We start from the raw sequence: 20677 nt of genomic DNA, 5'->3' as shown, positions 1-20677 counted from the left end.
CGTCGGGCTGAAGCCGCGACCTACTTCACAATGAAAGCTTCGCTTTCAGCGGCACATTACGCTTCGCTAATGATGCCCTACGGTCTTTGGTTTCCATTATTGAATTTCCGGATGAAGTCCAAAAAAAAGCCCCGCAAAGCGGGGTTATAAAACTAGGGAGTGACTACGATAAGGTCACGCGCTGCTTTGACACAGCATTCTGATTTGGCGCTGCATTAAAAAATACATCACCAAACGCAGACTGTTTTCCCGTTACGCCATGTCTAGTATTACTGCGAGGTAACGGGAATATTTCTTTAAATGGCTTTGTTGTTCAATTCGGTATTTTTCAATACTTCATCAAGGTGTAGCCAAGTTTCGATCACGGTGTCTGGGTTAAGAGACATGCTTTCGATGCCTTGGGCGACGAGCCAGTCGGCGAAGTCAGCGTGGTCGGATGGGCCTTGGCCACAGATGCCGACGTATTTGCCTTTTTCGCGACAAGCGGTGATTGCCATTTTTAGCAGTTTTTTGACTGCTGGGTTACGTTCGTCGAATTTGTCGGCGATCAATCCTGAGTCGCGGTCTAGTCCGAGTGTTAGCTGGGTTAAATCGTTTGAACCGATTGAGAAGCCGTCGAAGTATTGTAGGAACTCGTCAGCCAGTAGGGCGTTGGACGGTAGTTCGCACATCATGATGACTTTCAGGCCGTTTTCGCCACGGGCCAAGCCTTGTTCTGCAAGCAGTTCGGTGACTTGTTGTGCTTCTTCCAAGGTACGAACAAATGGGATCATAATTTGTACGTTGGTTAAGCCCATGTCGTTACGAACGCGGCGGATGGCTTCACATTCTAGGGCGAAGCAATCGCGGAACGAGTCGTCGATGTAGCGCGCTGCGCCACGGAAGCCAAGCATTGGGTTTTCTTCATCTGGTTCAAACAATGGACCACCAACAAGGTTGTGGTATTCGTTTGATTTGAAGTCAGATAATCGCACGATGACTGGTTTTTGAGAGAAAGAGCACGCCAATGTTGCGACGCCTTCGACCAGTTTGTCGACGTAGAATTCCACTGGGCTGTTGTAGCCGGCGATGCGGTGGTTGATCTCTTCTTGCAACGCGGGCGTCATGTCTGCGTAGTTCAGCAAGGCTTTCGGGTGGATGCCGATCATGCGGTTGATGATGAATTCTAAGCGAGCCAAGCCAATGCCGGCGTTTGGTAGCATAGCAAAGTCGAAAGCGCGGTTTGGGTTACCCACGTTCATCATGATTTTTACTGGCAGTTCAGGCATGTTGCCGACTTCAGAGGTGATGATGTCGAATGGCAATTCGCCTTGGTAAACAAAGCCCATGTCGCCTTGTGCGCAAGATACGGTGACGATTTGACCATCTTGCAATACGTCGGTTGCGTCGCCACAACCAACGACCGCTGGAATGCCCAGCTCACGAGCAATAATCGCCGCGTGACAAGTACGACCGCCACGGTTGGTGACAATCGCAGAAGCACGCTTCATGATAGGTTCCCAATCCGGATCGGTAATGTCGGTAACCAGAACGTCGCCTGGTTGGATGCGGTCCATCTCGGTAATAGAAGACAAGACTTTTACAGCGCCTGTGCCGATTTTGTGACCAATGGCGCGGCCAGTGATCATCACCTGAGAGGTTTTCTTCAGGTTGTAACGTTCCATGCTTTGGGCATTGGCTTGGCTACGAACGGTTTCTGGACGCGCTTGAACAATGTAGATTTTGCCGTCGATGCCGTCTTTCGCCCACTCAATGTCCATTGGACGTTGGTAATGTTTTTCAATGATGCAGGCTTGGCGAGCAAGGTCTTGAACCTCGTCGTTTGTCAGTGCAAAACGGTTTTGGTCATCCAAAGCCACTGGGACGATTTTGACGAATTCGTCATCGCTCTCTGCTTCGGCGTATTCCATTTTTTGTGCTTTGCTGCCTAGGCTTTTGCGAACCACTGCTGGACGGTTCGCTGCCAGTGTTGGCTTGTGAACATAGTATTCGTCTGGGTTAACGGTACCTTGTACGACCATTTCACCAAGGCCGTAAGCGGCGGTGATGAAAACCACTTCGTCAAAGCCTGATTCCGTGTCTAGGGTGAACAAAACGCCAGAAGCACCAATGTCACTGCGTACCATTTTTTGAATACCTGCGGATAATGACACGCCTTGGTGTTCAAAACCTTGGTGAACGCGGTAAGAAATCGCACGATCGTTAAAGAGAGAAGCAAACACGCGTTTAATTGATGCCTTGATGTCTGCTAAGCCTTTCACGTTTAAGAAAGTTTCTTGCTGGCCTGCGAAAGAGGCATCTGGTAAATCTTCTGCCGTGGCAGAAGAGCGAACGGCAAAAGAGGTTTCCTCTGAGTTGTCGTCGCAAAGTGTTGCGAAGGCGGCTTCGATTTCACGGTCAAACTCAGCAGAGAAAGAAGCGTCTTCAATCCATTGGCGAATTTTAACGCCTGTTTCAGCAAGGGCGTGAACATCGTCTACATCCAATGCGTCTAGTGCTTGATGGATTTTTTCGTCTAGGCCGCTTTCAGTAATGAAGCTTTGATAAGCATAGGAAGTGGTTGCGAAACCGTTTGGCACTTGAATGCCAAGGTCTGTCAGGTTAGAAATCATTTCACCTAAAGAGGCGTTTTTACCGCCAACTTCGCCGACATCTTCCATATGAAGATCTTTAAACCACTTAATAAACTTGCTCACAAGAGACTCCAGTTTTTATATAAATTAATGGTAGGAATAGTTCTTAGCCAGTTTTTCCTAGTATGTCAGGCACTTGTCAAAGCACTTGATCTGGGTTCATTGTATGTAGGTGAGTCGCTTTGAATAAAATCGATTATTCGATGTAGTTTTATTTCAATCGAAAAAACGAATGTCGTTAGATAACAACAAAATAGGTAAATATTGAATGAAAGTGTATTTTGTCTCTGATGGAACAGCGATTACCGCTGAGGTGTTTGGATCGGCCATGTTGTCGTTTTTTGATGTGGCGGTAGAGACAAAAAGTGTGCCTTTTTTGACTACCAAAGATCAGGCAGAAGGGTTGAAGCAGCAAATTAATTTGGAGCTGAACAGCGGTGTTGCTTTGCTGGTTTTTTATACGATTTCTGATGCGTCTATTCGTGACATTATTGAGTCATGCGATTGCCATTGTTACAACTTGTTCGGTGATTTATTGTCACCCATTGAGCAAGCTTTAGGCGTGAAAGCGCAGCCAACGGCACAGAAAGCCCACGGCATGAAAGAGGGTGTTTATGATGGACGGATAGACGCCATAAACTATGCGTTGGCGAACGATGACGGGGCATCGGTGAAGAATTTTGCTGAGGCGGATATTATCTTGTTGGGTGTGTCTCGCTCCGGTAAAACACCAACCAGTTTATATTTAGCCATGCAGTACGGTATCAAGGCAGCAAACTACCCAATTACCGAAGATGATTTTTCCTCTCCGGGCTTGCCTAAAGTATTAAAAGACCACAAGAAAAAGCTCTTTGGATTAACTATAGATGCCATGCGGTTGCACGAAATTCGTACTGGCAGAATGGCCGCAAGTAAGTATGCTTCTGCTCGCCAATGCCGCTACGAATTGGAGGAAGTCGAGTCCTTATATCGCCAAGAACGCATTCCATATTTGAATTCGACAAAACTGTCTGTGGAAGAAATTTCCACCAAAGTGATGGCGGAAATGAATTTGGTGCGTCACCGACAGTAAAAACGACCCATTAAGTGATCGAATAATTCGATGGGTTCACTGTTTTTGCACGAAAAACAGACAAAAAAAGCATAAAAATATTTCCCTTAGGCCAAAATAGCATTACAAATGTTGAATAATTGATCTGAAATACCCTGCATTTTCGTTTGTTTGTTGTGTTATTACAAAAAACACTGCAATAGACTGTGAAGATAATGTTAAGAGCGTCGCTAACTGGGAGAGTATTTAGTGAATATGCTCTATAATGACGATTAATTGAGCGCATTCGTGATTTAAACTGTGTGACAAACGAGCTCCGAGCGCTCTGAATACTGAGATGTTCATATTTCTATCTTATAAAAGGGATATCTTATTAAAAAAACCAAGGATAAAAATACATTGAGTAATAAAAAAGTTAACGATCCCCACAAGCAGCGAGAAGCGTCTAAGTACGATAACCCCGTACCAAGCCGTGAATTCATTTTAGAGTTTCTTGCCACCCAGAATAAAAGCATGGGTCATCTAGAGTTATGCAAAGAATTTTCGCTGACTGGCGAAGATGAAATTGAAGCCCTCCGTCGCCGTCTCATCGCTATGTGCCGAGACAATCAAATGACCAGCAATCAAAATGACGAATACTCGCCGATTTTAGAGAGTGACCTGATTGAAGGTTATGTCCAAGGCAATAAAGAAGGTCATGGTTTCTTGTTGCGTCAAAGCGATGACGATATTTTCCTATCTGCCCGTCAAATGCAGAACGTGATGGATGGCGACAAGGTAAAAGCACGTCTTTCTGGACGTAGTGTTAAAGGTCGCTTAGATGGTGTCGTGGTTGAAGTGCTAGAGCGTAAGCACACGCAACTTGTAGGCCGATATTATGAAGAAAGTCGCACGGCTTTCGTGACACCAGAAAACCCGCGTATCGCACAAGATATCTTGATCACTACAGAATCGGGTTTAACGCCGGCTCATGGTCAATATGTGTTGGCGGAAATTGTTAGCTACGCTGAGCGCGGTAAACCAGCTCAGGGTTTAGTGAAGAAAATTCTTGGCGACTTTATGGCGCCGGGCGTTGAAATAGAAGTGGCGATGCACCGTTATGAAATTCCTAACGAGTGGCCTGCAGCGGTTGAAAAACAAGTTAAAAACTTCAGCACAGAAGTGGCAGAAGAAGATAAAGCGCATCGTGTTGATTTGCGTGACACTCCGTTTGTTACTATTGATGGCGAAGATGCGCGTGATTTTGATGACGCCGTATATTGTGAAAAAACACCGGGTGGCTGGAAGCTGTTTGTTGCCATTGCCGATGTTTCTCATTATGTGAAAAAAGACACGGCGTTAGATGAAGAAGCCATTGTTCGTGGTAACTCGGTTTATTTCCCTGGTCGCGTTATTCCTATGTTGCCAGAAGTACTGTCGAACGGCTTGTGTTCATTGAACCCAGATGTTGACCGTTTGGCTATGGTTGCTGAGATCTCTTTGACATCCAAAGGCAAGATGCGTGGCTTTAAGTTTTATGAAGGCATTATCCGCTCTCATGCGCGCTTAACTTACAGCAAAGTCGCGAAAATGATCGCGGATGAGCCGGAAGAGCAAGGTATTGAGTTGCGTGAGCGTTACGCGTCTATCGTGTCACACATTGATGATTTAAACGGTTTGTATCACGTCCTTAAAGGTGCTCGTGATGAGCGCGGTGCGATGGAATTCGATACTATCGAAACTCGCATGGTGTTCGACGAAAATTCTAAGATTGAGCACATTGTTCCTGTAGAACGTAATGATGCCCATAAGCTAATCGAAGAATGTATGTTGTGTGCCAACGTCGCCGCGGCAGAGCTATTGATTAAGGCGGATTTGCCGGCTTTGTTCCGTGTTCACGAAGGGCCAAAAGACGACCGTTTGTTAACCTTGCGTACCTATCTTGGTTTGTTAGGTTTAGAACTGACGGGCGGCACTAAACCAACGCCGACGGATTACGCGGCACTTTCTGAAGCGATTAAAGACCGAGCGGATGCTCGTAGTATTCAGACTATGATGCTGCGTTCTATGTCTCAGGCGGTATATCAAGCGGATAATATGGGCCATTTCGGTTTGAATTATGACGCTTATACGCACTTCACGTCGCCAATTCGTCGTTACCCAGATTTGTTAGTTCATCGTGCGATTCGTTATTTGATTCGTGGCGAAGGTCGTCCGACTGTGCGTCAGGCGCATCGTGTGGCAGGTAGCCCAGAGCTGAAAGAACGCAAAATCTACGGTTACAACCACGCCGATATGGATGGTTTAGGGGATTCTTGTTCCGTGACCGAACGTCGTGCAGACGAAGCTACGCGTGATGTTGAAGCTTGGTTGAAATGCCAATACGTTGAGCAGCATTTGGGCGAACCCTTTGACGGTGTTGTGACCGCTGTGACCTCGTTTGGTTTGTTCGTTGAGCTACAAGGTTTATTCGTTGATGGCTTGGTACACATTTCTGGTCTTGGGCAGGATTACTTTGTTCATGATATGGAACATCAAGCGATTGTTGGTGAGCGCACAGGTCGTGTGTTCCGCCTTGGCGATACGTTAAAAGTTCGCGTGTCTAATGTGAACTTGGAGCAACGTAAGATTGATTTGAGCTTGGATCAAAGCAGTGCTCGTCCAGCACGCAAAAAAGTCGAACGTACCGACCAAACCGAGCTAGAAATGCAATTGGCTCAGTTGCCACCGGTTGAATTGGGTGGTCGCTCTAAACCCAAGTCAGCTGCCAAAGTAGAAGGTGATAAGTCGAAAGACGCTAAGTCATCGAAAGATGGCAAAGAGTCGGATGGTAAGGCGAAGAAAAAGCGTCGGTCACCTGCCTCTAAAGGCAAACGTATCAGACAGAAAAAGTCGGGTACTGTGTCGGCAAATGGTAAGCCAACTACGGCGGCTACCAAAAAACCGAAAAAGCCTAAGAAACCGAAAAAGAGCAATGCTAAGCCAAAAGCAAAAGATTGATCTGAAGCTCTGATTCGAGCTTTTTAGATGAATAACTTTCTAGATAAATTACTTTCTAGATGAATGAAAATGGGGGCCTAGGCCCCCAAATTAATAGAGTAGATAATGTCAGATTTAGAATGGATATACGGCATTCATGCCGTGGAAAACGCATTGACTCAACAGCCAGAACGCGTCAAAGAAGTGCGCTTTCAAGAAGGCCGTGACGACAAGAAAAACCAGCGACTAGTACAGCTTTGTAAAGCCAACAAAGTGCGCTACAGCGTGGTACCACGTAAAGAGTTGGATCAGCTTTTTACCAAGAACAAAGAGCGTGCAGTTCACCAAGGCGTTGTGGCTTATACCACAATGAACAAAGCAGGCAGTGAAGCTGACTTGCATACTTTGGTAGCGGGTTTAGATGAAACTCCATTGATTATTATTTTAGACGGTGTGACTGATCCGCATAATTTAGGCGCGTGCTTGCGTAGTGCCGATGCCGCTGGTGCTCATGCTGTTGTTATGCCGAAAGACAATTCAGCCCCCTTAAATGCAACGGTTAGCAAAGTGGCGTGCGGCGCAGCGGAAAGCATTCCTGTTTACGCGGTGACTAACCTAGCTCGCACCATGAAAAAGCTGCAAGACCAAGGTGTGTGGATTTTTGGTACAGCGGGTGAAGCAACGCAAACCATTTACGAGCAAGATTTATCTATTCCAACGGCGATTGTAATGGGGGCAGAAGGCGATGGCATGCGCCGTTTGACTCGTGAACAGTGTGATTACCTAGTGAAACTGCCTATGGCTGGTGTGGTTTCTAGTTTGAATGTGTCTGTAGCGACAGGTGTTTGTCTCTACGAAGCGGTGCGTCAACGCGCGGTGAAGGCCAAAGGTTAAAGGGGCAAAAAAGCCTTGTTTAAGCAATTTAGTATTCAGGCTCCATCGGCTGAAATCTCAGCCGAATTACAACAGAAAATCGACACGAAAACGAAACCGTTAGGCGCGTTAGGTGAGTTGGAAAATATTGCTTTTCAACTTGGCAAAATTCAGCAGTCGTTGTCGCCAGATGTGTCCAAACCCAAAATGATTATCTTTGCCGCCGACCATGGTGTGGTGGCACAAGGTATTAGTTTGTTCCCACAAGAAGTGACGCCACAAATGGTGATGAATTTCTTGATGGGCGGCGCAGCGGTCAGTGTTTTCTGTGATCAGCATAAGGTGCCATTGCGAATTGTGGATGTGGGCGTCAACGCAAAGTTAGAAGCGCATCCGCTATTAGGTGATCGTAAAGTGGCGTTTGCTTCTAAGGACTTCAGCCAGCAAGCAGCAATGACATCTGAGCAGTTAGATAAAGCGATTCAAGCGGGTGTCGATGAGGCTAACCTTGCCATTGATGATGGCGTGAACCTGTTGATGTTTGGCGAAATGGGTATTGGCAATACTTGTGTGTCCTCTTGCATGATGACAGCGTTAATGGGTGTGAATGCTAACGACAGTGCTGGACGTGGTACGGGGTTGGATGTTGCTGGTGTATCCCACAAAGCAAAAATTATTGAGCTATCTTTAAAGCGTGCTGAACAAGAAACTGGCCAGATAATTTCTGACTGGAGTGCTCAAACACTTGCAGAGCAAATTGGCGGTTTTGAAATTCTCGCCATGGCGGGCGCTATGCTGCAATCGGCTCAGCGGCAAACGGCGTTTGTAGTGGATGGTTTTATCTGCTCTGTGGCTTTGTTATTTGCCCAGAAAGTCGCGCCTGATGTGCGTGAATATGCCATTTTTGCCCATCAGTCGAATGAAAAGGCCCATAAAATATTACTCGATCATTTGAATGCCGAGCCTATTTTGTCTTTGGATCTGCGTTTGGGTGAGGGGTCCGGTGCGATATTGGCTTACCCTTTGATTCAAAGTGCCTGTGTATTTTTGAAAAAAATGGCGAGTTTTGAAAGCGCTGGTGTAAGCGATTCTAAGTAGTCTTCTCTAAACTCTTTATTAGGTAATAATGAATATGAAAGGCGTGGTGATTGCTCCTTATTGGCAAGGCTTTAAACGCAGCTTGGTGACCTACACTCGGATCCCATTAAAAGTGGATTGGAGCGATGACGTAAAGCACACCCCGGCGGTGTGCTTTTTACCATGGATTGGTCTAGTGGTTGGTTTGTTGAGTGCTTGGTCTTTGTGGTTTGACTGGTCGTCTTCCTTGCAAGCCTTGTTGATGTTGTTAACTGCAGTATTAATTACGGGTGGTTTTCATGAAGATGGTTTGATGGACAGTTGTGATGGCTTAGTGGGAGGTTGGGATAAAGAGCAACGTCTAACTATTATGAAGGACTCGCGTATTGGTAGTTATGCTGCCTTGTCTATTTGGTTTTCTATGTCGCTAAAATGGCTACTGCTGAATGAACTTCTACAAGCTATTCCCGATTCGTTTTTAGGCTTTATTTATACGCTAAGTGCTTGGTGTGTAGTGCATGTGATTGCACGCTTTATCCCTTTGCTATTAATGCATACGCTCAAGTATGTGAGCCTTGGGCAAAGTAAGGCTTCTAATATGATTGCTAAGCTGGGCCCAATTGAATGGTGTATTGCGTTGGTACCTTGTTTATTGATTGGCGTATTGGCTTTCAACTTATTGTATTTGGTTTTTACCCTTGTTTTGTCGGTTATTTTGGTCTTTTTGATTCGCCATTATTTACGCAAAAAAATTGATGGTTTTAATGGTGATACGTTAGGAGCAAGCGAGCAACTGGGTGAGATTTTGGTTATTTTTTGTCTGCTGGTTTCTTATTCGTGAAGCTGTATTTGATTCGTCATCCAAGGCCTGAGGTTGAGAAAGGCCTTTGCTATGGTGATATGGATGTGCCACTTGCCGATGGATGGGAAAAGGGGGCAAAGGCGCTGAAAAATGCTTTATCAATTGATTTCGATGGTGAAGCCAACGTATGTTTTCACAGCCCATTAACTCGCGCTGCCCAATTGGCTGAGCATATTTCTGATGGGCGCTCTCATGTTGCTTCTGCTTTGAAGGAGCTGGATTTTGGTGATTGGGAAGGACGCCGCTGGCAGGATATTCCAAAGCAAGAAATAGACTTGTGGGCTGAGGATATTGTCCATGCCTCACCTTATCGTGGTGAGTCATTGCAGGTTGTCGCAGATCGTGTGTGGCAATGGTGGCTTTCTGTGAAAGATGCGCCGATGGAAAATTGTGTGTTGGTTGCTCATTCTGGTGTTATCAAGGTGTTTGTCAGCATGCTTTGCCAATGGCCCTTGGATCAATGCCACCGAATTGATGTCGGCTTTAGCAGTGTGACAGAGCTCTCTGTACAGGGAGATTTTGTCATGTTGAAGCGATTGGGTGCGGGTGATTGGGTTTCTGCTTAGGCTTATCGAGTAAATAAATAATGTTGCTATATTTTTTGGGGATGTTTGGTATTGCTGCGTTTGCAGTAACAGGGGTTATTTCATCCGGTAAAAAAGACATGGATCTGTTTAGTGTCGTGTTTCTTGGTATGGTGACTTCCTTAGGTGGTGGCACGATTAGAGATACAGTTTTATCTGTTGAAACGGTTTACTGGGTCGAGGATACATCTTATTTATGGGTGGCATTTTTGTCATCGGCATTGGCTTTTTTTACGGTTAGGTTTATTGAAGATAGGCAGACAGTGTTTCATTATGCTGATTCTTTTGGTCTGGCCTTGTTTACTGTTGTGGCAACAGAAAAAGTTTTAGATTTAGGTTTCTCGCCCACCATCGCGATTACTATGGGAATTATTACGGGTGTAGCTGGTGGCATTATTCGTGATGTATTAAGTCATCGCCCTCCTTTAGTGTTGGGGCGAGAGTTTTATGCGACACCTGCGTTTTTGGGCGCTTTGTTATTGGTGCTACTTGAAAAAAACGTGCCGACCCATGAGTTTAACTCGATTTACGCGGTGTCTTTAGTCTTTATACTAAGGGTGTTCGCGATACATAAAGATTTGTATTACCCAAGTTGGCTGTTGTACAAAAAAAGGTAGTACGGAACAAAATAGCGTGAAAAAAACAGTATAAAAAAAGAGATAAATTATGACGGATCTTTCCCTAGGTAAAAAAAGCCAACAAAAAGACGAACTGGCCGAGAAGAATGAAGCTCGCTTATTGAAGAAAAAGGCAGTGGTCGATCAGCGCATCGCAGCGGCAACGGAAGAGCGTGGTGTGACCATTTTGCTAACGGGTAATGGTAAAGGCAAAAGTTCTAGTGCGTTTGGTACCATGGCGCGTGCTTTAGGGCATGGCCAAAAAAGTGCGGTTATTCAGTTTATAAAAGGCCGTAAAGCAACGGGTGAGCAGCTGTTCTTTGGCTCCCATCCTTTGGTTGATTTTCATGTAATGGGTCATGGTTTTACATGGGAAACACGTAACCCTGAGTTGGAAAAAGAAGCCGCAGAGCAAGCATGGGAACTGGCTAAAAGTGTGTTGGCTGATTCTAGCGTGCATTTTGTTTTGCTAGATGAAATTACTTATATGTATAAGTATGGCTATTTAAACGAAGACGATTTGATCGCTGCTTTGGCTGCTCGTCCAGCTCACCAAAATGTGATGATGACAGGCCGAACTGCGCCAAGAGTATTGTTAGATAGCGTTGATACACACAGTAAAATTGGCAACGAGCGGCATGCTTTTGCGAATGGTGTTAAAGCTCAAATAGGTATCGAATGGTAGCTCGCATTGCGAGCTGCTTTTTTCTTTTTCCATCTTCCTTCCGTTTCCTTCAGTGCTTTATTTTATTCTCAGGTATTAGTTTTAAAAAATAAATGAGATTAATTCTCAATATAGCTGGATTTATTCTACTTCTTTTACGATAATGATTCTCATTAGATTTTAATATGTATCATAACAAATCGTGGAGAAGACAATGCAGGATTGGGAGCGTTTAACTAGACAGGCAAATCGAGCGTATTCAAACAATGCTTTTACTGATGCTGTCGATCTGAATCGGCAAGCTTTGTGCGAAGCAGAGCGTTCGTTTGATGAAGACTTTTTTCGGGATGCTGAGTCTGCCGTGGCTGCGGCGGCTGTTAGCTTTCTTAATATTGCCGAGTCATACACTGCGCTGGGTGATTTTATTTCGGCAAATACGCAATTTGAACGCGCTGTCCATTTTTTACAAACTGTTATATCTCGTCCAGATATGAACAATGAGCAACGCAGCTTGATCATGCGCACTGCTACTCATATTCGCTTTGAATGGGATCTTTTTACGCAGTCTTATCAAAAAGATGTGTCGGCGCAAAGCAAGACGTTGATGCAGGCTTTATCCAGCGCGATTACAGCGCCAAATGCTTACGTATGCCATTAGCTATTAAACTGCAATTATTAGCGGGCATGATGCTGAGTTCCTATTTGCAGGCAAGTTCAGGTCAAGTCGATTCTGCATGGGGAGTTAACGGGCTACTTCACCTTCTTGCGGTTGGTTCTGGTCTTTTTGCTATTGTTGGAAGCCTTGTTTATAAGCAGTGGATTCGTCATCGAAAAACACGACAGCAAGAGGAGGGCGAACATCATGATGCATAATCTGATGAAGATCTTGGATAAAGTGATATCTTTTAAAGTCGCAAAAGCGTCTTGTGAACAATTAAATAGCGAATAGCATTATATAGGTGTGATTATGTTCCACTTAATAAAAGTGCAGGGGGAAAGTATGGCCCCGCATTTACACGATGGCGATTTTGTTTGCATCAGCCGATGGTATCGCAAGTTGAGTGCTGGTCATATTGTGGTTGTGGACCATGCTTTCTATGGTTTGATTATTAAAAAAATCCTGCATATTGCACCCGATGGTCAGCTCTGGCTTGGTGGTGAAGCAAACAAAAGCCTGCAATCCGAACGCATTGGTTGGGTATCACCTAGGCGCGTCATTGGAAAAGTTATCAGTCAGATATGTGCATCATAAAAGGTGTACAGAAATCTAGACGGTTTCCTAAAAGCTGATAAAACGGTTTACGAGTCTGATGTTGGTCTAGAGCATTTTTTTCTCTAGAATCCACGCATATCAACCTTAATCATTTATTCAGTGAGAAAACCATGTCAACTGCCGAGCTACCAACAGTGAAAAAACACACACGCCTTGAAGATGTCCAAGCTGTGATTCTTGGTACCTTAATTATTGCGTTAGGTGTGAACCTTTATACTCATGCTGGCCTGTTAACCGGAGGGTCTGCTGGGTTGGCTTTTCTAATGAAGTATGCAACGCCTTTGACTTTTGGTCAGGCATTTTTCTTAATCAACCTGCCATTTTATGTTTTAGCGATTATACATTTTGGTTGGGAATTCACTATTAAGACTTTTCTTTCTGTATTTTGCTTGTCGGTCTTTGCTGATGTGACTCCGATGTTAGTCAACTTCAATGAAGTTAATCCGTTGTATGCCAGTATTGCTGGTGGTTTTTTGATGGGCGTGGGTTTTTTAATGTTATTTCGTCATAACGCTAGTCTGGGCGGACTTAATATTCTGGCACGCTATTTGGCTGAAAAATATGGAATCTCCATGGGGAAATTCCAGATGGCAGTTGATTGTATGATTGTACTACTGTCTGTGTTTGTTGTTGATTACACGTTAATTCTTATCTCGGTTGTTGGTGCTGTTGCATTAAATATGATTATTGCAGTAAACCATAAGCCTGGCCGCTACATGGGTAATGTGTAGTTATAGCTAACCGCACGCGAGAAAAAATATTAAAAAGGCGACTTAGGTCGTCTTTTTTTCTGTCTTGATGTTGAACTCGTAGGTAGGCGTTTCCTAACAGAGCTACGCTCAGGTATTATTACCTCAACCAAAAGTGCGAGGAAAAGCGTTTGGAATTACTTAAAGTAGACAACCTTAATCCCTATCTGGATGATCTAATTGAGCTCTTGTGTGATGCGGTGGATTCAGGTGCGCCAATTGGTTTTTTACCACCAATGAGCGAATCCGAAGCAAAAGCGTATTGGCAGATCGTAAACGATGATCTGCAGGCCAATGCTCGACAAGTTTTGTTGGTTCGTGAAGACGACAAAGTTGTTGGAAGTGTGCAGATCGCTATGTCTCCAAAAGCGAACGCGTTGCATCGTTGTGATGTCGAAAAGCTGATGGTTCATACGCAAGCACGAGAGCACGGTTTAGGAAGTACCCTAATGCAAGGGGTAGAGCGTGTCGCCGCAGCGATGCAAAGGCAACTGTTGATACTGGAAGTGAGAAGCGATGATATTGCTCACGACATGTATGTCAATATGGGCTATATTCCGTTTGGTGAAGTTCCTGGTTACACGCGCAGTGCAAGCGGTATGCTGCACAATGCCACATTTTTCTACAAAGAAATTGAAACCACTCACGAAGTATTCTCTTAATTTAAACAAAGCCATAGGCGACTCCCTTGAGACTTGATTTTTATATATCCCATGTGACTGAATTGGCACGTAAAGCAGCAAAAATAGCGGCATCTAAAGGCCGTGTTACGGTTAATGGAGAGGTGGTTAAGAAAGCCAACTACACCGTGCAGGAAGGGGATAAGGTTTGCCTAGATGACACCCTTTTAGCGTGGCCATCTGAAGGGTATTATTTGATGTATAAACCTGCAGGCTACGTCTGCGCAACTCAAGACCCTGATCATCCTACCGTATTGGATTTACTGCCTTCACATTTAGGGCAAGAGCTAAAAATTGTGGGCCGCTTGGATAAAGACACCACAGGTTTATTGCTATTAACCACTGATGGACAATGGCTGCATCGTATTACGTCACCACGTAATGCTTGTAATAAACGCTACCGTATGATGTTGGCAGACCCTATTAACGATAGTGATTTAAAGCAGTTGGAGGAAGGGGTTATGTTGAATGGCGAGGCACAACCAACCTTACCCGCTACTGCTGAGCGAATTAGCGAGTGTGATATTTATTTAACGATTCAAGAAGGTAAATATCACCAAGTAAAAAGAATGTTAGCGGCAGTTGGCAATAAAGTAGAAGAACTTCACCGCGATCAAATAGGCCCACTTTCGTTGGATGCCGACCTAGAGGCAGGTGAATTCCGTCAATTGACTGATGCAGAAGTAGCTTACTTTTAATAAGAGATTGAAGAATGAAAGAATTATCGATGGAAGAACGCGTTCAGTTGTTAATCGCCCCAGATAGCGAGCGTTTGGCGTATTTTATTGAACAAGCAAAAGCGACGGAATTGGTTTGGAGCCTAAGCAACGAAGAAGGCTTCGTCATGGTTGAAACTGACGATGGTGATTGCGTAATGGTTTGGCCTGATGCGGAATTTGCCAGCCAGTGGGCGATTGAAGATTGGGATGACTGTGAACCTGTTTCAGTTTCCCTAGAGACGTTTAAGGGTGAGTGGTTACCAAGCCTTGCATTAGACAATATTACCGTTGCCGTTTTTCCAAACATTGAAGACGAAGGTAAGTTATCGACAGCGCAAGAGTTAACGGATTTACTTGCTTAATATAAAAAATAACCCCTCCCTAATCCTCCCCTTCAAAGACACAAGGTGAGGTAAGGAAATTAGCTTGCTTCTCTCCCTCCCAAGGGGGAGGTTGGGAGAGTTTATGTCTTGCTTCAGTGCTGTTCGCAAAAAATACAATTAAGGACTCAACTCCCCCATGAGCAAACGTCAAAATCACCGTGAAGAAGTCTTTGTCAAAATCTTAGAAGCCGCTGAAATGGAGTTCGGGCTTAAAGGTTACAGCGGCGCTAGCTTGCAGCACATTGCTGAGCGGGCAGGCTTGCCTAAACCCAATATCATTTATTATTTTCAGTCTAAAGCCAATTTGTACAAGCAAGTACTTGATCAAACATTGATGGGGTGGAACGACCTATTTGATCGTGCCACTTTGGACGATGATCCTGCTGTGGTACTGGACAGTTTTATACGAGTAAAACTAAAACAAAGCTTTGATAACCCTGGCACGTCGCGACTATTTGCGATGGAAGTTATTGGTGGTGCATTGCATATCGGTGACTATCTTAAAGAAGAGCTTAGACCTTGGTTTAAATCGCGTACTGAACTGCTACAAGGTTGGATGGATGCGGGCAAAATGCGCCAATGTGATCCTGCTAGTGTTATCTACATGATTTGGTCAACGACGCAGCATTATGCCGACTTTGAGGCGCAGGTTTTGGCGCTGAGTGGCATAGAATCATTGGGAGATGAAGATCTACACCGCATTGGTGATACCGTTAGCGGTATTATTCTAGCTGGTTGTGGTCTAACTTTACCGACTGCAAGCTAAGCGCTATTACTTCTCATCTTCTCTTAGTTGATGAATGTGTTGTACCAAAGCCCGTAATTTTGCGGGCTTTGCTGGTTTTGCCATGTAGGTAATATTGTGTTGTTTACATTGTTCAACCAGTTCCGGATCGCGCAGAGCGGTAATCAAAACCGCAGGTATGGTTTTTCCTGCTCGGTTTCTGAGTTCTTTGATTAGGGACAAACCATCTTTATTATCATCAAGGTGATAATCTACTAACAGCAATTCTGCTTCACCTTCAGCTTCTAGCGCATCTTGGAAACGATTAAAGGTCCTACAATCACACTGCCAATGGGTGAGGAGGGTGTTCATTGCCGTTAGATTGTTCTTTTCATCGTCGATACACCAAACATAACAATGTGCCAGCTTTTCTGGCTCCGTACTTGCTGTTTGTGGTCTTGCGAGGTCGACAATATCATTACTTTTAGCTAAAGGAATACCAATGCTGAAGCAGCTTCCGCGTCCCGGAGTGGAATGTATTTTCGTCGCCAAGCCCAATTGCTTTTGCATACGACGTACCAGTCCAAGCCCTAATCCCATACCCGGTTCTTGGGTGTTTTCCCAACGGTAGAAATCATCAAATATCTTCTTTTGCTCGGAAGCGGGAATGCCGACGCCAGTGTCCCAGACTTGTAGATATACTGCACTGCCTTTGGGGCGAACACTTAAGAGTACTCGGCCGTGTTGTGTGTATTTTACGGCGTTAGAGACAAAGTTTTGGATAATACGACGTAAATAGATTGGGTCTGTATGAACTCTGAATGGGCGCAAATGTGTGGTTAGTTTTAGGTTTTTACTTTCGGCAATTACACCGAATTCGGCGATGATAGGCGCTAAAATATCCTGTAAACAACAGTCGATTAACTTGGGTTGAATAGCGCCTTGGTCCAGTCGAGCGATTTCCAATAGGGTTGAAATCAAGGCTTCTGTGGACTCTAAGGAGTCGGATAATTTACCAATGACTTGGTTGGTATCATTTGGTAGCTGGGTGGACTGTAAAATCCCCATGTAAAGCTTGGCCGCGTTTAATGGCTGTAGGATATCGTGGCTAGCAAGTGCAAGAAACTCGGTTTTTGAGGCGTTGGCTTTTTCGGCTTCGGCTTTGGCACTAATTAGTGCTTTTTCAGCTTGATTACGGCGCTCAATTTCTTGCATTAACTCATTGTTGACGCCTTGAACTTCTTCTGTACGAGCTTCAACGCGTTTTTCTAAATCTATGTTGGCTTCTTTGAGCGCTTGCTGACTTTCAATATGCTCGGTGACGTCGGTAAAACTGGTGACAAAGCCACCGTCAGGGAGTGGATTGCCCACCATTTCGATAACGCGACCACTGCCACGACGACGTAAAAAGCGGTGCGTTGTGCCTTTCCTTAGATGTTCTAATCGCTTATTAACGAGCTCTTCTATCTCGCCAACGCCACACTCTCCACGTTCGGCATTAAAGCGAATCAATTCTTCAACAGGCAATCCGACGGTCAGCATGCCTTCTGGGTATGGGTAGAGCGATAGATAAGTCTTGTTCCAAGCGACTATTCGTAGTTCTTTATCGACGACGCTGATGCCTTGGTCTAAATTGTCCATGGAAACAAATAAGAGGTTTTGGCTGAACTGAATGGCTTGGGTTGTTTCATCCAGGTAGGTTACCATTTCTTCTACTTTGATTTGTTTATCAACTAGGATGGAATTGATAATGGTGCGTGCCGAAGAGCCTCCTAAGACACCACCTAAAATACGTTCACAGTAATCAACAAAAAGTCGATTTGGTGATGCATTATTTTGCAGTGTTTGGCTGTAATCTTGTTCAAAACTGGATAGGACTTGTTGGCATTTTTGCTTTCCTAAAAAAGTTTCTAACAAAACAAAAAAATCACTGTTAGTCGCTTTGCTTTTAGGTTTAAAGAAGCCTTTTTCTAGTTCGGTTGTTGGGCTGACAAAAGCTGTTGCTTGAATGCGGTCAATTAGGCGCTCTGTGGATAATAAAGAACCGGTGATATAGCCAAAAATATTAGCGAGTAGGCTGATAAAAGCCCCGTAGCTGATAAGTTCAGAGCGTGATTGCGCACTGTAGAGAGTCCAATCCATGTTGCCTGTTAGTGGCAGCATCATTAGTAACATCCAGGATAGAAATCCCAATGTTAGGCCCGCATAAACGCCATGGGCGTGAGCGCGTTTCCAATATAGACCGCCAAGCACCGCGGGCATAAGTTGTAAAACTAGCGAAAAGGCCAGTATACCAGTGCTCGCTAATGACTCTGCATTGGCCATGTTCTGATAATACAAAAAAGATAGCGCTAAAATTCCTATCATCGCCAAGCGACGGATCATTAATATACGGCGCCGATAAAGTGGTAGCGCTTGTTGCTGAGCGCTGGCACGCGCCAGCATTAGAGGCAAAATTACATCATTACTGATCATTATACTTAGAGCGAAGGTGGCAATAATGATCATCGCGGTGGTGGCTGACATTCCGCCCAGAAATATCAACATCTGCAGCGGTAAGTTGTCTGAGACTAGTGCAAACTGAATAACGTAAGTGTCTGGATTAATGTCGGCAGAAAAAAGGCTTTGTCCGGCAATGGCGATGGGGGGAATAATAGCGGCAAAAATTAATAGATAAAGAGGAAAGAGCCAGCGTGCTGTATTGGATTGTTTATCATTTTGATGATCAACCACGGTGACATGGAATTGGCGCGGTAAACAGATAACGGCAGCAGCAGACATGAAGGTTTGCATTAGAAACGGAAACGACAAAAATTGCTCTGGGTGCCACACAGTAAAGTCGACATTCTGACTCATTTCATCGAGTGAAAGTTCTTGTGTCATTAATATGGCGACTAAACCAACCGCAACAATGGCAATGAGCTTGAATAATGATTCTGTTCCTATGGCGAGCATCATACCTGAACGATATTCCGTCACTTCAACTTTACGTGTACCAAATAACATCGCAAAGATACCAATTAATATCGTCGCGAACAAAACGACAAATCCCGTAGAGGATTCGTCTTGGTTAACAAATAGAGCAAAATTTGAACCGATGGCTTTTAGTTGCAAGGCAATATAAGGAATTACAGCAAGCATACTGATTAATATGACTAAAGGGGCCGTCATTGGGCGTTTGCCATATCGAGAAGAGATAAAATCTGCGATTGAAGTAATGTTTTGCTTGCGGCTTACAGTGATCATTTTTCGCAGCATCGGGAAAGCAAGCAAATATAAGAGAATTGGTCCTAGCAAAATGGGCAGGTAACTCCAGCCAGAGCGAGAGGCCTCACCAATCGATCCATAGAATGTCCATGCCGTACAATAAATAGCTAGAGAAAGGCTGTAGACCAAGGGGTGGCGAGTCAGCTTTTTGGCCGTTGGACTTTCTTTATCGCCCCAAATAGCGATCCAGAACAGACCTAAAACATAAAGGATAGCTAACAGAACCCAGAAAACAGTCATTTAATTCGATACCTGAATATAGGCTGAGAGATTATTGTTGTATGAATTAAATGTAACACAGCTTCTTAAAGAATCCTCTACGACTAAGGTAGCGTAATGTATGGGAGCATTGTTTCTGATCTAGAAATACTGCTTTTACTACAACAAGCTCTTTTGAAATGCTGACTAATGCTAGAATCAATATCAAGAAATTAACGATATATACCTACAAGGTTTGGAGTAAAAATGAGCACACTTCCTTCATATAAGAACATCAAGGCGTTTCATGCTCACCTTTATTACAATGATGAAGCGGGCGTTGAAATCGCTAAACAGGTAGCAGAGCAAGCAGACGAATTATTTGAAATTCGTATTGGACGTTTTCATCTGAAACCGGTCGGCCCACATCCTGTATGGAGTTGTCAGCTTTCATTCACAGCTGAGACTTTTGGTAAGATAATTCCATGGTTAATGCTTAATCGCCAATCACTGGATGTTTTTGTGCACCCTATTACTGGGGATGAGTATGTGGATCATACGCAGGGTATTAGCTGGCTAGGAAACGCTTATGAGCTTGATATCTCTCAATTTACTTCCTCTAGACAGTAGTGTTTTTAAAATAGTTAATGAGTGGGTGGGGGCTGGAAAGTATGAAAATTCGAAAGGCTCAGTTACAAGATGCTAAGGCGATAGCCGATATCGCTTCGGCTTTGGGTTATCAAAGTAGCAGTTCAGAAACCTTAGCCGTAAAACGTCTTAATCGATTGATAAACTCCTGTAATGACCAAGTTTGGGTGGCGGAGTTGAATGGCCAGTTGATTGGCTGGCTCCATGCCCAGCACGCTTTTCGAGCGGCTTCGACAGATTTTATTGAAATTCTTGGTTTGTCTGTATCTGATCAAGCACGGCTAAAAGGTGTAGGGCGCTCTTTGGTAGAAATGGCGAAAGAGTGGGCGACAGATGAGCAGGTTTGTTTACGAGTTCGCACTAATGATATCCGTGAAGGTGCAAAAACTTTTTATTCTGCATTAGGTTTCTCTAGCGCAAAAACGCAATCAGTTTTTCAAATCGAGCACTTTGTATAATCACTCAACTAGCTTTGCATACCTGAAAAAGAGCTCAAATATTGTTTTAAAATTGATCAATATGAAATTTTTTTGATTTTTTTTCTAATTATTGGGTAAACATCCCTTTAAAAATCGTCGAACGTACCAAACTTCTACGCTTATACGGTAGTTATTGCGTTTATGGGACGTTATCATAATGTCAGCAACTATTGTTTGGGTTCGTGTTGTGGCGGTGTAACGCTTATTGTTGAAATGTAAGGTTTGCTTGTATCAAGCT

Annotated in this window: 20 protein-coding genes; 18 read left to right on the top strand and 2 right to left on the bottom strand. The window is 44.2% G+C overall.

What is annotated here, in order from left to right; all coding sequences use genetic code 11:
* Positions 1 to 296: 296 nt before the first annotated feature.
* Positions 297 to 2696 (bottom strand): phosphoenolpyruvate synthase, encoded by a 2400-nt coding sequence (gene ppsA / locus JSY38_RS03985; protein ID WP_205115403.1) that lies wholly within the window; start codon positions 2694 to 2696, stop codon positions 297 to 299.
* A gap of 205 nt (positions 2697 to 2901) precedes the next feature.
* Here ppsA and JSY38_RS03980 point away from each other — a divergent pair, with 205 nt between their 5' ends.
* From JSY38_RS03980 to JSY38_RS03905, 16 genes are all read left to right on the top strand, one after another.
* Positions 2902 to 3705 (top strand): pyruvate, water dikinase regulatory protein, encoded by an 804-nt coding sequence (locus JSY38_RS03980; RefSeq protein ID WP_114411640.1) that lies wholly within the window; start codon positions 2902 to 2904, stop codon positions 3703 to 3705.
* 378 nt (positions 3706 to 4083) lie between these two features.
* Complete coding sequence (gene rnr, locus JSY38_RS03975; RefSeq protein WP_205115401.1) at positions 4084 to 6663, top strand: ribonuclease R; 2580 nt, start codon at positions 4084 to 4086, stop codon at positions 6661 to 6663.
* Between the two features lie 105 nt (positions 6664 to 6768).
* On the top strand, positions 6769 to 7536 hold the full coding sequence (gene rlmB, locus JSY38_RS03970; RefSeq protein WP_114411642.1) for a 23S rRNA (guanosine(2251)-2'-O)-methyltransferase RlmB: 768 nt from the start codon (positions 6769 to 6771) through the stop codon (positions 7534 to 7536).
* Between the two features lie 15 nt (positions 7537 to 7551).
* Positions 7552 to 8613, top strand: a complete 1062-nt coding sequence (gene cobT / locus JSY38_RS03965) for a nicotinate-nucleotide--dimethylbenzimidazole phosphoribosyltransferase (protein ID WP_205115399.1) — start codon at positions 7552 to 7554, stop codon at positions 8611 to 8613.
* A 28-nt stretch (positions 8614 to 8641) separates the two neighbouring features.
* Positions 8642 to 9433 carry an adenosylcobinamide-GDP ribazoletransferase gene (cobS, locus tag JSY38_RS03960; RefSeq protein WP_239544313.1) on the top strand — a complete coding sequence of 264 codons (792 nt, stop codon included), beginning with the start codon at positions 8642 to 8644 and terminating at the stop codon, positions 9431 to 9433.
* Positions 9430 to 10020 carry a histidine phosphatase family protein gene (locus JSY38_RS03955; protein ID WP_205115390.1) on the top strand — a complete coding sequence of 197 codons (591 nt, stop codon included), beginning with the start codon at positions 9430 to 9432 and terminating at the stop codon, positions 10018 to 10020. The genes cobS and JSY38_RS03955 overlap by 4 nt, the downstream gene beginning before the upstream one ends.
* 20 nt (positions 10021 to 10040) lie before the next feature.
* Positions 10041 to 10655, top strand: coding sequence for a trimeric intracellular cation channel family protein (locus tag JSY38_RS03950; protein ID WP_114411645.1), 615 nt, complete (start codon positions 10041 to 10043; stop codon positions 10653 to 10655).
* Between the two features lie 49 nt (positions 10656 to 10704).
* Positions 10705 to 11340, top strand: coding sequence for a cob(I)yrinic acid a,c-diamide adenosyltransferase (gene cobO / locus JSY38_RS03945; RefSeq protein WP_205115385.1), 636 nt, complete (start codon positions 10705 to 10707; stop codon positions 11338 to 11340).
* A 193-nt stretch (positions 11341 to 11533) separates the two neighbouring features.
* Complete coding sequence (locus tag JSY38_RS03940; RefSeq protein ID WP_205115383.1) at positions 11534 to 11977, top strand: tetratricopeptide repeat protein; 444 nt, start codon at positions 11534 to 11536, stop codon at positions 11975 to 11977.
* Positions 11968 to 12192 carry a hypothetical protein gene (locus tag JSY38_RS03935; RefSeq protein WP_205115381.1) on the top strand — a complete coding sequence of 75 codons (225 nt, stop codon included), beginning with the start codon at positions 11968 to 11970 and terminating at the stop codon, positions 12190 to 12192. Before JSY38_RS03940 ends, JSY38_RS03935 begins: the two co-directional genes overlap by 10 nt.
* A 94-nt stretch (positions 12193 to 12286) precedes the next feature.
* Positions 12287 to 12571, top strand: coding sequence for a S24/S26 family peptidase (locus JSY38_RS03930; protein ID WP_114411648.1), 285 nt, complete (start codon positions 12287 to 12289; stop codon positions 12569 to 12571).
* A 131-nt stretch (positions 12572 to 12702) separates the two neighbouring features.
* The gene (locus JSY38_RS03925; protein WP_114411649.1) at positions 12703 to 13323 is read left to right on the top strand and encodes a YitT family protein; all 621 of its coding nucleotides are present in this window, start codon (positions 12703 to 12705) and stop codon (positions 13321 to 13323) included.
* 149 nt (positions 13324 to 13472) lie between these two features.
* The gene (locus JSY38_RS03920; RefSeq protein ID WP_114411650.1) at positions 13473 to 14003 is read left to right on the top strand and encodes a GNAT family N-acetyltransferase; all 531 of its coding nucleotides are present in this window, start codon (positions 13473 to 13475) and stop codon (positions 14001 to 14003) included.
* 26 nt (positions 14004 to 14029) lie between these two features.
* Positions 14030 to 14719 carry a pseudouridine synthase gene (locus JSY38_RS03915; protein WP_205115379.1) on the top strand — a complete coding sequence of 230 codons (690 nt, stop codon included), beginning with the start codon at positions 14030 to 14032 and terminating at the stop codon, positions 14717 to 14719.
* Between the two features lie 14 nt (positions 14720 to 14733).
* Positions 14734 to 15102, top strand: a complete 369-nt coding sequence (locus JSY38_RS03910) for a DUF2750 domain-containing protein (protein WP_114411652.1) — start codon at positions 14734 to 14736, stop codon at positions 15100 to 15102.
* A gap of 157 nt (positions 15103 to 15259) precedes the next feature.
* Positions 15260 to 15889: a TetR family transcriptional regulator C-terminal domain-containing protein gene (locus JSY38_RS03905; RefSeq protein ID WP_205115377.1), complete on the top strand. Its 630-nt coding sequence runs from the start codon at positions 15260 to 15262 to the stop codon at positions 15887 to 15889.
* 6 nt (positions 15890 to 15895) lie between these two features.
* Here the strand turns inward: JSY38_RS03905 and JSY38_RS03900 are convergent, their stop codons facing one another.
* Positions 15896 to 19354, bottom strand: a complete 3459-nt coding sequence (locus JSY38_RS03900; RefSeq protein WP_205115376.1) for a PAS domain-containing hybrid sensor histidine kinase/response regulator — start codon at positions 19352 to 19354, stop codon at positions 15896 to 15898.
* Positions 19355 to 19579: 225 nt separating this feature from the next.
* On the opposite strand from JSY38_RS03900, the gene JSY38_RS03895 reads away from it, so the two are divergent.
* Both JSY38_RS03895 and JSY38_RS03890 read left to right on the top strand, forming a co-directional pair.
* Positions 19580 to 19942, top strand: a complete 363-nt coding sequence (locus JSY38_RS03895; RefSeq protein ID WP_114411655.1) for a DOPA 4,5-dioxygenase family protein — start codon at positions 19580 to 19582, stop codon at positions 19940 to 19942.
* A 41-nt stretch (positions 19943 to 19983) separates the two neighbouring features.
* Entirely contained in the window at positions 19984 to 20418 is a 435-nt protein-coding gene (locus JSY38_RS03890; protein WP_205115375.1) for a GNAT family N-acetyltransferase, read from the top strand.
* Positions 20419 to 20677 lie beyond the last annotated feature (259 nt).

The organism is Marinomonas foliarum, from assembly GCF_016906065.1.
GTDB lineage: Bacteria > Pseudomonadota > Gammaproteobacteria > Pseudomonadales > Marinomonadaceae > Marinomonas > Marinomonas foliarum.
The sequence above is the reverse complement of the archived record's forward strand: the minus strand, read 5'-3'. Positions and strand labels throughout refer to the sequence as shown.

Excerpts from the sequence above, each read along its gene's own strand:
- JSY38_RS03890 (WP_205115375.1), top strand. The coding sequence starts at position 19,984 with ATGAAAATTCGAAAGGCTCAGTTACAAGATGCTAAGGCGATAGCCGAT.
- JSY38_RS03905 (WP_205115377.1), top strand. The coding sequence starts at position 15,260 with ATGAGCAAACGTCAAAATCACCGTGAAGAAGTCTTTGTCAAAATCTTA.
- rlmB (WP_114411642.1), top strand. The coding sequence starts at position 6,769 with ATGTCAGATTTAGAATGGATATACGGCATTCATGCCGTGGAAAACGCA.
- JSY38_RS03950 (WP_114411645.1), top strand. The coding sequence starts at position 10,041 with ATGTTGCTATATTTTTTGGGGATGTTTGGTATTGCTGCGTTTGCAGTA.
- JSY38_RS03980 (WP_114411640.1), top strand. The coding sequence starts at position 2,902 with ATGAAAGTGTATTTTGTCTCTGATGGAACAGCGATTACCGCTGAGGTG.
- JSY38_RS03930 (WP_114411648.1), top strand. The coding sequence starts at position 12,287 with ATGTTCCACTTAATAAAAGTGCAGGGGGAAAGTATGGCCCCGCATTTA.
- JSY38_RS03910 (WP_114411652.1), top strand. The coding sequence starts at position 14,734 with ATGAAAGAATTATCGATGGAAGAACGCGTTCAGTTGTTAATCGCCCCA.
- JSY38_RS03900 (WP_205115376.1), bottom strand. The coding sequence starts at position 19,354 with ATGACTGTTTTCTGGGTTCTGTTAGCTATCCTTTATGTTTTAGGTCTG.
- JSY38_RS03895 (WP_114411655.1), top strand. The coding sequence starts at position 19,580 with ATGAGCACACTTCCTTCATATAAGAACATCAAGGCGTTTCATGCTCAC.
- cobO (WP_205115385.1), top strand. The coding sequence starts at position 10,705 with ATGACGGATCTTTCCCTAGGTAAAAAAAGCCAACAAAAAGACGAACTG.
- JSY38_RS03925 (WP_114411649.1), top strand. The coding sequence starts at position 12,703 with ATGTCAACTGCCGAGCTACCAACAGTGAAAAAACACACACGCCTTGAA.
- JSY38_RS03940 (WP_205115383.1), top strand. The coding sequence starts at position 11,534 with ATGCAGGATTGGGAGCGTTTAACTAGACAGGCAAATCGAGCGTATTCA.
- cobS (WP_239544313.1), top strand. The coding sequence starts at position 8,642 with ATGAATATGAAAGGCGTGGTGATTGCTCCTTATTGGCAAGGCTTTAAA.
- JSY38_RS03935 (WP_205115381.1), top strand. The coding sequence starts at position 11,968 with ATGCCATTAGCTATTAAACTGCAATTATTAGCGGGCATGATGCTGAGT.